Source organism: Priestia sp. USM5 (genome assembly GCF_058323215.1).
The window spans coordinates 2,798,970-2,811,336 of the sequence record NZ_JBSGKN010000001.1 but is presented as its reverse complement, the minus strand read 5'-3'; the positions used below and the strand labels follow the sequence as shown (position 1 = coordinate 2,811,336).

The following is a 12,367-nucleotide window of genomic DNA, read 5'->3' as shown; positions in this document are numbered from 1 at the left end:
TAAATCTCTTTCACGTTTCTCTGCTTTATTACGTACATAACCTTTATTTGTACACCGTCATGGGCAAGTATGTTAAAGATTGACCGGTAGCTGAAGCTGTTAAATGCGATTCCAATTCAAAATCTTCAAACGGTTCGATGTGAGAAAATGTCTCTAAAAATGCTTCTAATATAAATTTCATTTCAAGCCGGGCAAGAGGGGCGCCCAAACAAAAATGAGGTCCGTTTCCGAACGTTAAGTGCTTTTTATTAGTTGGACGATGAATGTCTACAGAAAAAGGGTTTTCAAACATATTTTCATCCATATTACACGCACTCATCCACGCAATAACGACATCTCCTTTTTTTAGTTTAACGCCTAATAGCTCGTTATCTTGTTTAACCGTGCGATCTCGTCTGGAGATATGAAACCGATATCGAAGCATTTCTTCTACGGCTTTTGGAGCTAATTCTCTATTGTTTCTCAGCTCGCTGTATAACGACTCGTCGTCATATAAAAAAGAATAAAACATATTTGCAATGGCGTGACTTGTGGTTTCAACGCCTGCACCTAGAAGCAGCATGGTAGCGTGTACAATTTCTTCATCTGTGAATGTTTCACCATCAACTTCGGCTTGAATTAAGTCTGAAATAATATCATCAGAAAGGTTGGAGCGCTTTTCAACGACAATCGGGTAGAGATATTGAAAATATTCAGCTCCTGCACGTTGCTTTTCTTGTTCAATCTCTTTTAATCTTTCTTGGTCATAAGGCTGAAAAAGAATATCTACCCACTTTTTGAACTGATATCGGTCTTTTACCGGTACGCCGAATAAATCTGCTATAACTAAACTAGGAAAAGGAGAAGATAAATCTTCAACAATATTAATAGTTGAATTTTTTTGTATCGCTTCTACAAGGTCTGCTGCAATTTGTTTGATTCGCGGCTCCCAGTTCTTTAAACTGCGAGGAGTAAAGGCGGAAGCAAGCAAAGATCGCGCTTTCCGGTGGTCAGGAGGATCTAAGTTTGTAAGGTTGGTGATTGGAGATGTGCTTTTTTTCTTGCTATTATCTCCAACAAAAATAGTGGTTCTTTGTCCATCGCTTGAAAAAAATTCGTAGTTGCTCAAGACTTGTTTAACATGTTCGTATTGGAATACATTCCATGTGTTTGTTTCTTCATGAAAATAAACGGGGGAGTTGTTCAACATTTCTTTATACCATTGGATAGGGAAAAACTCTTCTGCACGTGATTGAAATTTTGGAATTTCTGTAACGGGAATGACTTCTTTGTTCATATGATCTTATTCCTCCTTCAGAATAGGTATAGATTTGGAATTTACTAACTACATAGCGCTCAGTAGTTGTCACTTGCTAGATAAATAGTTACTTTGTCGAATTAACCTATACTATTAGTACATTTTTATACATGTAGTATAAAAATGTACTAATAGTATATAATTATTTTTACTTGGTTATCAAGGAAAAAGGATAAAATTCACGTAGGAAAAGGCAGATAAGTTATACTAAATAAAAAGTAAATTGTAAACAGAGGAGTAACAGAAATGAATCAAAAACAGCTCGATATTTTAGGGCATACGCACCAGCTTTTTATGGAAAAAGGATACGTAGACACTTCGGTACAAGATATATTAGAAAGAAGCGGGATTTCAAAAGGAACATTTTATAAATATTTTTCATCTAAAAGCGAACTGCTTATTTCATTACTTTCGTCTCTGCAAGAATCACTTATTCTACAAAGAGAAAAAGTAGCCATTGAATATAGAGAGGATAATCAGAAGGGATTTCAAGAACAGATGATCTTTATGATGAACTTTGCAGAGCAAAACAAAATTCCTGAAATGATTGAAAGTACACTCGTTTTAAATGAAGTTAAAACATTTCATTATATAGAGGAATTAAAAGCTGCAACATTCAACTGGATATATGAACGTTTTCAGCAGGTTTTTCCATCTAAGACTTCTCCTTATTTATTTGATGGAGCTGTGCTGCTAGAAGGAATGCTTAACAATATGTTTAAAATGAACAAAGCGCTGGACTATCCATTACCTATTGAACAAATTGTCCATTATTGCATGAAGCGTACAGAGGAAATCATAATCGAAGTAGCAGAACAAAAAGAACAGTTATTTAACCCTTCCGTTTACTCTGCGGTATTTAATAAGAAAACAGAAAGTCATTTTTCGACAGATCTGACGCGTGTAACTGCGAAGTTAAAACGGGTGATTGAAAATAAACTAACAAATGAAGAGGAACGAAAGAGAAGTCTAGAATTTGTTACGTTTATATCGGATGAATTGCTGCAAAATGATACGGAGCCTCGCACATTCATTATTCAGAGTTCTCTTTTATCGCTAGAGAAAATCAATACTCTCGCCCAGACCAAAGAGCTAGAGGAATATAAGGAAGTCGTAACTACTCTGACAAGACATTCTTCATAATTTAAAAAGCACATGAGCTAAACTAACAGTCAAGGCTCTGCGTCATATAAGAAAGAGAAGATTGCCTATAAAACATATAAACAGCCAGTTGCCGTTATGATAGGTGACTGGCTGCATGGGATGAAAAGGTGAGGGTGGAGACAGACATAACACTCTTAATAGAAGAGGGTAATTCTTTCCCTTTTATAGAAAATCAATTAATCGAAAGTAGCTCCTTCATTCTTAAGATCAAACGTGATATAGTTTGCTAACCTTTGCGTTCACTTAACTAACTTATAAGGGTAACACTTAAAAAAGAATCAATAACGATAGAAACCGCTCCTAAAGCAGGTGCATTTTTTCCTAACGAAGAAGGCAGTAGTTCACATTTATTGTCTAAATGAGAATGGACTCTAGAAGAAACTTCGTTTTTAATCGTATTTAAAACAATGGGATGAGATTCAATTATATGATTTCTCAAGATAACAGCTTCTACATCAAATGTATTAAGAATATTGGTTAATCCAATTCCGATATAAAAGCCAAAGTTTTGAAGTGCATTTAACATTTCTACATCATTTTTATTTGCGCGTTCCACAATCTCTTTTCGAGAAATATTCTTTTCTTCTTTAGAGAGCGAAGCCAGTAACGCTTTTTCAGAAGCATATAATTCCCAACAGCCTCGATTTCCACAGCTACATTTGGGGCCATTAAAATCTATCGTCATATGACCCATTTCCCCAGAAAAACCCTGAACACCTTTATACAATTCGTTGTTAATAACAAGTCCAGTTCCAATTCCGACATTAATACTGATGTAAACGATGTTTTCATAGTTTTTTGTCATACCAAATACTTTTTCACCGTATGCTCCTGCATTAGCTTCATTTTCAACAAAAACTGGAACATTAAACTCACTCTCAATTAAAAACTGCAAATCTTTGATATTCCAATTTAAGTTAGGCATGAAAATAATTTGCTGATGACGATCTACAAGGCCTGGAACACAAATTCCTATTCCGACTAGACCATAAGGGGACTCAGGCATATGGGTTACAAAACCATGAATAAGTGCAAATAAAATCTCTTTTACTTCACTAGCGGAAGAACTAGACAAGTCAGAAGTCTTCTCGAGAATAATATTTCCTTCTAAGTCGGTTAGAATTCCGTTAAGATAGTCGACTCCTATATCAATACCAATCGAGTAGCCTGCATTCTTATTAAAAACAAGCATTACAGGTCTTCTGCCGCCTCTAGATTGCCCTGCCCCAATTTCAAAAATAAAATCTTTTTCAAGCAGGGTATTTACTTGGGAGGAGACAGTTGACTTGTTTAATCCTGTAATCTCAGAGAGAGTTGCCCTGGAGACAGGGGAGTTCTTTAAAATTTCATCTAATATTAATTTTTGATTCATTTTTTTTACTAAAGCTTGATCTGCAATTTGAATAATAACCACTCCTTTGTTTATCTATCGAACTAAGTTGGTGTTTTTAGAAGGTTGAATTAGATATTTAAAAGTATCATATCTAATATTATAACTAAATTTTCTAAAAAAAACATTGAAATAAACATTTATTTTGTATATGATGAGATAAAGTTAGTTTATTGGATAAACAAACTAACTCAAATAAGATAGTTGATGAATAAACTTGTTCACTTAAATCAAAGGGGGAAATGACAAATGGTCCAAACTAGTACTAATAAAATTAATTTTTTTGAAAGCGTAAACAAAATTTTATATGAAGGTAAAGATTCTAAAAATCCCTTAGCTTTTAAATACTATAACCCTGAAGAAGTAGTAGGCGGTAAAACGATGAAAGATCAGCTGCGTTTTTCTGTTGCTTACTGGCACACGTTTACAGCAGATGGTACGGATCCTTTTGGCGCAGCTACTATGCAAAGATCTTGGGATAGATATGATGGAATGGATTTAGCAAAAGCGAGAGTTGAGGCAGCTTTTCAACTTTTTGAAACATTAAATGTTCCATTCTTCGCATTTCATGATCGAGACATTGCTCCTGAGGGCAGTACGTTGCAAGAAACAAATAAAAATCTTGATGTTATCGTCACTATGATCAAAGAATACATGCAAACAAGTAACGTAAAGTTATTATGGAACACAGCGAATATGTTTACAAATCCCCGGTTCGTTCATGGTGCAGCTACTTCTTGTAATGCAGATGTATTTGCTTATGCGGCGGCTCAAGTAAAAAAGGGGCTTGAAACAGCAAAAGAACTAGGCGCAGAAAATTATGTATTCTGGGGCGGCCGTGAGGGATATGAAACACTGCTTAACACAAATTTACAGTTAGAGTTAGATAACTTAGCCAGATTTATGCATATGGCTGTAGATTATGCAACCGAAATTGGATATACGGGGCAGTTTTTAATTGAACCTAAACCTAAAGAGCCTACGACACATCAGTATGATACCGATGCAGCAACAACTATTTCATTTTTAAGACAATACGGATTAGATAAATACTTCAAACTTAATCTAGAAGCTAACCACGCAACGTTAGCTGGGCATACATTTGAACACGAATTACGAGTAGCTAGAGTACAAGGCTTATTAGGATCAGTGGATGCAAACCAAGGTGACCCTCTTTTAGGCTGGGATACAGATGAATTCCCGACGGATTTATATTCTACGACGCTAGCAATGTATGAAATCCTGCAAAATGGAGGGTTGGGCAGCGGAGGATTAAACTTTGATGCCAAAGTACGCAGAGGTTCTTTTGAACAAGACGATTTACTCTATGCTCATGTAGCAGGAATGGATGCGTTTGCTCGAGGATTGAAAGTAGCACATAAATTAGTAGAAGATCGTGTTTTCGAAAACGTTATCAACGAGCGCTACAGCAGCTTTAAAGAGGGAATTGGGCTTGAGATTGTGGAAGGAAAAGCTAACTTCCATACACTGGAGCAGTACGCGTTTAAAAATCCGAATATTGTGAATAAATCAGGAAGACAAGAACGGTTAAAGGCCATTTTAAATCAATATATTTTAGAAGTTTAAAGGACAAACGAGAGTAGAAACAATTTCTACTCTCGTTTATAAACGCGGAGGTATCAAGATGAAATATGTAATTGGAATTGATCTAGGAACAAGTGCGGTAAAAACGGTTTTAGTTGATACAAAAGGCGAGATTTGCGCTGTGGTTTCTAAAAATTATCCTCTCCTTCATGAAAAAACAGGATATAGCGAACAGAATCCTGAAGAATGGGTTCAGCAGACGGCTAGTGCTTTAAATGAATTAATTGCTAACGCTAATATAAAACCCGAAGATATAGAAGGAATTAGTTATTCTGGACAGATGCATGGCCTTGTGCTGCTGGATGAAAACTATAACCTATTACGTAACGCCATTTTGTGGAATGACACAAGAACAACAGAACAATGTCATCATCTCTATAAAGTGATTGGAGAAAAACGTCTTTTAGAAATAACAAAAAACCAGGCTTTAGAAGGATTTACTCTTCCTAAGTTATTGTGGGTAAAAGAGTATGAACCGGCGATATTTAAAAAAACAGCTGTATTTATGCTACCCAAAGACTATTTGCGTTTTAAGATGACTGGCTTTATTCATAGTGAATATTCAGATGCTGCCGGTACATTATTATTAAACATCAGCAAGAAAAAATGGGATAGTGAGCTTTGCCAATTAGTAGGAGTCAATATTAACCTTTGTCCGCCACTAGTCGAATCTAGTGAATGCATAGGCAATATTAGTGAATCATTCTCTCAAAAAACGGGGTTAGCTACTTCAACAAAAGTATTTGCAGGCGGGGCTGATAATGCTTGCGGAGCAATCGGCGCCGGCATTTTATCATCAGGGGAAACACTATGTAGCATTGGGACATCTGGGGTTGTTCTTTCTTATGAGGAACGAAGCAATAGAGACTTTGGTGGAAAAGTCCACTATTTTAATCATGGAAAAGAAAATGCCTTTTATACAATGGGCGTTACATTATCCGCTGGTCACAGTTTAAGCTGGTTTAAGGAAAATTTCGCAGAAAACGATACGTTTGAAGAATTGTTGGCCGACCTAAAAAATGTCCCAATCGGCTCAAATGGCCTTTTATTTACCCCTTACTTAGTCGGGGAACGTACACCGCATGCAGATGCTACGATTCGCGGAAGTTTTATAGGGATGGATGCCTCTCATAAAAAGAGAGACTTTACGCGGGCAGTTATTGAAGGGATTACGTTTTCATTAAATGAATCAATTGAAATTTTTCGAGAAAACGGAAAGGAAATTACGTCTATTGTATCAATCGGCGGGGGAGCAAAAAACGATCACTGGCTTCAAATTCAAGCAGACGTTTTTAATGCAAAAATCGTAAAGTTATCTACTGAACAAGGCCCAGCGTTAGGAGCAGCCATGCTAGCAGCTTATGGCTGTGGCTGGTACAACTCATTGGAAGAGTGTGCAAACGTATTTATTACGTCTTCAAAAACATATTATCCTAACGCAGAACATGTACAAGTCTATAAACAGCTTTATGAATTATATAAAGAAGTATATCTTCAAACATACGACCTAAGTAAAAAGCTAGATGAATTTAAAGGGAAGTAATAGATTACAAAATATACAACCTTACTTTAAAAAGGAGCCTCATATGAAAGTAGCTTGTATTATTTGATTATGGTTGTATATCGATATACCTGACACAAAAGGAAGTATGGAAAATGCTGTAGTAAGATTTGATTCGATAGAAAAATACGTACGTTAGAGGGGAGGATAAGAGCAGTTAGTCCAATAGACGACGAAAATTTCTTTTGTGTTCCAAGAATTTGAAAACGCATTCAAATAAGGGCGAACTCAGTTAGAAATAGAACTTCTACTGTTACTCTTAACTAACTGCTTTTAACAACGCATGAAACAAAATCGAAACTCATTATATATTTTTTCTATTACCTTAGTTGCCGCTATCGGAGGGTTACTGTTTGGATATGATACAGCTGTAATATCTGGAGCTGAAGAATCATTAAAGGTGTATCTTATTGACAGCTTAGGGTTAGGATCTTTAGCACACGGTGTTACTGTATCAAGTGCTTTGATAGGATGTATTATTGGAGGATTGGTATCTGGTTATTTTGCGACGAAACTAGGACGCAAACAATCACTTATACTAGCAGCTATTCTTTTTATAGTCTCAGCGTTAGGAGCTTCTTATCCTGAGTTTTTATTTTTCACAAAAGGGGAACCGACACTCTCTTTGTTACTAGCTTTTAACTTCTACCGCATTATAGGTGGGATTGGTGTTGGCTTAGCATCAGCCATTTGTCCCATCTATATAGGAGAAATTGCACCGGCAGATATTCGCGGCAGATTGGTATCATTTAATCAATTTATGATTATTTTTGGAATGTTAGTCGTTTACTTCGTGAATTGGGGTATTGCAAATGGGGAAACCTTAGAATGGATTAATGATGTGGGTTGGAGATACATGTTTGCTTCAGGAGCTATTCCAGCTTTACTCTTTGCATCACTCTTGTTTTTAGTTCCTGAAACGCCTCGCTACTTAGCTATACAGAATCAAGATCAAAAAGCTTTAGCCATACTAACTAAAATTAATGGGTCTTCAGAAGCGAAATCAATTTTAGAAGATATTAAACAAACAATTTCTACCAATGTTTCGTCTGGAAAATTATTGGCATATGGAAAATTAGTTATCGTTGTAGGTATACTGCTTTCTGTATTTCAACAGTTTGTAGGAATCAATGTAGCTCTATATTATGCTCCGCGTATTTTTGAAAGCATGGGAGCAGCTAAAGGTTCTTCTATGCTGCAAACCATTATTATGGGATTAGTAAATGTTATTTTTACAGTAATTGCAATTTTGACAGTTGATCGTTTGGGAAGAAAACCTTTATTAATAACAGGGTCTATCGGAATGGCCATTGGAATGTTCGGTGTAGCAAGCATGGCTTTTTCAAACATCATTGGTATAGGGACGCTTGTATTTATCATTATTTATACAGCTTCCTTTATGATGTCATGGGGGCCAATTTGTTGGGTGCTCATTTCAGAGATTTTTCCTAATAAAATTAGAGGTCGTGCTGTAGCTATTGCCGTAGCTGCTCAATGGGCAGCTAACTATTTTATTTCCTCTACGTATCCTGTGATGATGGAATATAGCGGAGGATTAACATATGGTTTCTACGGTTTAATGAGTGTACTTTCTGCTTTATTTGTTTGGAAATTTATTCCTGAAACAAAAGGTAGAACTCTTGAACAAATGGAAAATATGTGGAGAAAAAAACAAGAGGCTTCAAAGAGTAAGAAGGCCATATAACCATTAAGCTTTTGCTTAGAGGAAAGATGAATATAAAACTTTCAAAAACACCTAAACTATCTTTAGGTGTTTTTAATATGTAACCTTTATGAAGAAAGTGGATAGCTTTTTTAAAGGATATTGCTATAGTGATAAGCCTCTTTAAAAATAGAAATATAGTTTTTTTATGAGGAGTGTTTTATCGTAAATATAAATAACGGTGCAATGAATTTACAAAAAATCTGGGGGGCATCCGCTATATACGGAATATCCTAAAGAATTAAAGTATGACCATGCTTCATGGGTTCCAACGTATCGGAATCAGAAAATGATTGATTGGATGTTTCAGCAAGTAAAGCAAACAAACTAGTAAGAAATAAAGCTCCATACTTCATTACTCCCAAAAAGCTCTTCCAGTTAATAAGAACTGGAAGAGCTTTTTTACTTTTATCAGAATCTACGCGCTAGGAGAAAGATATTTCACACCACATTTAACCAAATATGTGACGAAATTATGGTAAAGCCATTTAAACTAAATAAAAATTGCTTCAAGTGTGAGAAATATCACACCTTTTAAACATACAACATGATAATTTTTTAGGAGTAAGCAATATGTCATGACAAACTTCAATATGTTAGGAGGTTTTTAGCCTTTTGATCTGTTGAGATGCATCTCTAATATGAACGTTTATATACCATTATTATGTACAGAGATTTAAAGGAAGGGAGCCTGAGCTGAGGTGAGAAAGCAAAAATCAATGCATATTGTCAAGTTAATCATTCTCTCCGTATTCATCACAATTTTTTTAGCAGGCTGTGATAGTCGTTATTTGATTTTAAATCCACAGGGGGCGGTAGCTCAAAAAGAATACCAGTTAATTATTTTTTCCATAATTTTATGCGCAATTGTCGTTATTCCTGTTTTAGGTCTGCTTGTGTATATCGTTTTACGCTACCGTGATAAGCCTGGAAACAAGGCTCCGTATCGACCAGATTGGGACGATAGCAAGCGTCTTGAATTTATTTGGTGGGGCATCCCCATTATTATTATTGGCATTTTAGGTTTCGCTACGGCCAAGACGACTTATGAATTAGTAGATCCGCCGAAAAAAGATGTAAAGCCGCTAACGATTGAAGTAACGTCTCTTGATTGGAAATGGTTATTCCAATATCCGGATCAAGATATTGCGACAGTCAACTATGTCGAAATTCCAAAGAATGTGCCCGTTCAATTCGTGCTAACGTCAGATGCACCTATGAATTCCTTTTGGGTACCCCAGCTAGGAGGACAATTATATACAATGCCGGGAATGGCCATGGGGCTTTGGCTACAAGCTAATCACAAGGGAGAATATTTTGGTTCAGGTGCTAATTTTACGGGTGAAGGGTTCGCTCATATGAACTTTAAAGTTAAATCTACATCGACAAAAGAATTTAATCAGTGGGTAAGGCAAGTAAAAGAAACAGCACCAGCTTTAACAAAAGCTGATTATAACAGTCTTGCAAAACAAGGTCTTTCTTTAGAGAAATCGTATTCTACCATTCCTAAAGGTTTGTTCCAAGAAACTGTCATTAAAAACGGTGGTCAATATTATAGTCAGCATCACCATATGAAAAATGAAGACATGAAGACAATGAATGTGGCTTCTGATGAACAAGCACATACACAGCACGAGCACCAGGAAGGAGGAAACTAAGTTGTTAGACAAATTAAAAGATTTTTCATCTCATTTTTTTGTGACAGGGGAGCCAATGATTTACGGAGCCGATGTCGCCGTATTGTTAACACTAGCCGGTATTATTTTTGTTCTTACGTATCTTAAAAAGTGGAAGTGGCTATGGCGTGAGTGGCTCACAACGGTGGATCATAAAAAAATTGGAATCATGTATATGCTTTCTTCATTGTTAATGCTGTTTCGAGGCGGAGTAGATGCATTATTGATGCGTATGCAACTAGCATTTCCTCAGTGGCATTTTCTAGATTCTAATCATTACAACGAAATTTTTACTACGCACGGAACCATTATGATTCTATTTATGGCAATGCCGCTTATGTTTGCTTTCTTTAATATTGTTGTACCTCTTCAAATTGGAGCAAGAGATGTCGCCTATCCTTTTTTAAACGCGGTAAGCTTTTGGCTATTTTTCTTTGGCGCCATGCTTTTCAATTTGTCGTTTGTAATCGGAGGATCGCCAGATGCAGGGTGGTTGAGTTATCCGCCGCTTTCTGGCATGCAGTTCAGTCCTGGACCAGGTCAAGATTTTTATATTTGGGGCATTCAAATATCAGGTATTGGCAGCTTGGCTTCTGGAATTAATTTTATTATGACCATTTTAAAAATGCGTGCGCCTGGCATGAAACTTATGCATATGCCGCTATTCACGTGGTCTGTTCTAGCAAGCTGTATTATTATCATTTTCGCGTTTCCTGTATTAACCGTAACGCTTGCTTTATTGTTTATCGACCGCTTCTTTGACGGACACTTGTTTACCATGACCGGCGGTGGAAATCCGATGATGTACATTAACTTAATTTGGATGTGGGGACATCCTGAAGTGTATATCGTTGTGCTTCCGGCATTCGGCATTTTTTCTGAAATCGTTGCAACGTTTTCTCAAAAGAAGATATTTGGCTATAAATCTATGGTTTTTTCAATGATGATTATTAGCGTTCTATCGTATTTCACATGGGTGCATCATTTCTTTACGATGGGTGCAGGCGCTAATGTAAATGTGTTTTTTGCTATTACGACGATGGCTATCGGAATTCCAACGGGTGTTAAAGTGTTCAACTGGTTATTTACAATGTTCCGCGGTCGTATTCAAATGACCCAGCCAATGTTATGGACAATTGCTTTTATCCCGTGCTTTGTTGTGGGAGGAGCAACGGGTGTTATGCTTTCAGCAGCTCCCGCAGACTATCAGTATCATAATAGCTACTTTTTAGTTGCACACTTTCACCAAGTGTTAATCGGAGGCGTTGTATTCGGCTTTTTTGCAGGTTTGTACTATTGGTGGCCAAAAATGTTTGGCTTTAAGTTAAATGACCGTCTTGGCAAATGGGCATTTTGGACGTGGAATATTGGTTTTTATGTATGCTTCATGCCTCAATATGCACTAGGGTTTATGGGAATGACGCGCCGTATTTATACGTACGATTTTGACATGGGATGGGGACCGCTGAACGTTATCTCTACAGTGGGAGCCTTCTTTATGGGCATAGGGTTTATCTTTCAAGCATGGCAGATTCTTCATGGCATTAAGTACGGAGAACGAGATGTAACAGGAGATCCTTGGAATGGCCGCACATTAGAATGGTCCATTCCTTCACCTCCGCCGCACTACAATTTTGCAGTGATTCCAACAGTAACCGGGCAAGATGCGTGGTGGACGATAAAAGAAGAAAGAAAAAAGAAAAAAGCGAAGGAAGCAGCGGCTTTTTCTCCAATTCATATGCCAAAGAATTCAGGTATCCCGTTTATTATGTCAGTTTTTTGGTTCATTGCTGGTTTTGGCTTAACGTTCCACTGGGTATGGATGGCGATATTCGGTTTGACAGGAGTCGGAGCTTGTTTACTAGCTCGTTCTTTTCAATACAACTCGGATTATTATATTCCCGTTGATGAAATTCGACATACAGAAAATTCAGTAGGGAGGGTCGGGTAA

General features: G+C 36.8%; 8 protein-coding genes. 6 read left to right on the top strand and 2 right to left on the bottom strand.

Features of this window, described 5'->3' with window-relative positions:
* Positions 1-43 precede the first annotated feature (43 nt).
* Positions 44-1,276 carry a cytochrome P450 gene (locus ACWATA_RS15090; protein ID WP_049164087.1) on the bottom strand — a complete coding sequence of 411 codons (1,233 nt, stop codon included), beginning with the start codon at positions 1,274-1,276 and terminating at the stop codon, positions 44-46.
* Positions 1,277-1,543: 267 nt separating this feature from the next.
* Between ACWATA_RS15090 and ACWATA_RS15085 the strand changes: the two genes are divergently transcribed.
* Positions 1,544-2,440: a TetR/AcrR family transcriptional regulator gene (locus tag ACWATA_RS15085; RefSeq protein ID WP_034264617.1), complete on the top strand. Its 897-nt coding sequence runs from the start codon at positions 1,544-1,546 to the stop codon at positions 2,438-2,440.
* A 268-nt stretch (positions 2,441-2,708) separates the two neighbouring features.
* Here the strand turns inward: ACWATA_RS15085 and xylR are convergent, their stop codons facing one another.
* The gene (xylR, locus tag ACWATA_RS15080) at positions 2,709-3,866 is read right to left on the bottom strand and encodes a transcriptional repressor XylR (RefSeq protein ID WP_064504598.1); all 1,158 of its coding nucleotides are present in this window, start codon (positions 3,864-3,866) and stop codon (positions 2,709-2,711) included.
* 234 nt (positions 3,867-4,100) lie between these two features.
* Between xylR and xylA the strand changes: the two genes are divergently transcribed.
* The 5 genes from xylA to qoxB all read left to right on the top strand — a co-directional run bounded on the left by xylA (position 4,101) and on the right by qoxB (position 12,367).
* Positions 4,101-5,438 carry a xylose isomerase gene (gene xylA, locus ACWATA_RS15075; protein WP_049164092.1) on the top strand — a complete coding sequence of 446 codons (1,338 nt, stop codon included), beginning with the start codon at positions 4,101-4,103 and terminating at the stop codon, positions 5,436-5,438.
* A 58-nt stretch (positions 5,439-5,496) separates the two neighbouring features.
* Positions 5,497-6,999, top strand: a complete 1,503-nt coding sequence (xylB, locus tag ACWATA_RS15070) for a xylulokinase (protein ID WP_049164094.1) — start codon at positions 5,497-5,499, stop codon at positions 6,997-6,999.
* 301 nt (positions 7,000-7,300) lie between these two features.
* Complete coding sequence (gene xylE / locus ACWATA_RS15065; protein ID WP_049164097.1) at positions 7,301-8,722, top strand: D-xylose transporter XylE; 1,422 nt, start codon at positions 7,301-7,303, stop codon at positions 8,720-8,722.
* Between the two features lie 737 nt (positions 8,723-9,459).
* Positions 9,460-10,398: a cytochrome c oxidase subunit II gene (locus ACWATA_RS15060; RefSeq protein ID WP_049166357.1), complete on the top strand. Its 939-nt coding sequence runs from the start codon at positions 9,460-9,462 to the stop codon at positions 10,396-10,398.
* 1 nt (position 10,399) lies between these two features.
* On the top strand, positions 10,400-12,367 hold the full coding sequence (gene qoxB, locus ACWATA_RS15055) for a cytochrome aa3 quinol oxidase subunit I (RefSeq protein WP_049164100.1): 1,968 nt from the start codon (positions 10,400-10,402) through the stop codon (positions 12,365-12,367).

Excerpts from the sequence above, each read along its gene's own strand:
- ACWATA_RS15090 (WP_049164087.1), bottom strand. The coding sequence starts at position 1,276 with ATGAACAAAGAAGTCATTCCCGTTACAGAAATTCCAAAATTTCAATCA.
- ACWATA_RS15085 (WP_034264617.1), top strand. The coding sequence starts at position 1,544 with ATGAATCAAAAACAGCTCGATATTTTAGGGCATACGCACCAGCTTTTT.
- xylA (WP_049164092.1), top strand. The coding sequence starts at position 4,101 with ATGGTCCAAACTAGTACTAATAAAATTAATTTTTTTGAAAGCGTAAAC.
- xylB (WP_049164094.1), top strand. The coding sequence starts at position 5,497 with ATGAAATATGTAATTGGAATTGATCTAGGAACAAGTGCGGTAAAAACG.
- xylE (WP_049164097.1), top strand. The coding sequence starts at position 7,301 with ATGAAACAAAATCGAAACTCATTATATATTTTTTCTATTACCTTAGTT.
- ACWATA_RS15060 (WP_049166357.1), top strand. The coding sequence starts at position 9,460 with ATGCATATTGTCAAGTTAATCATTCTCTCCGTATTCATCACAATTTTT.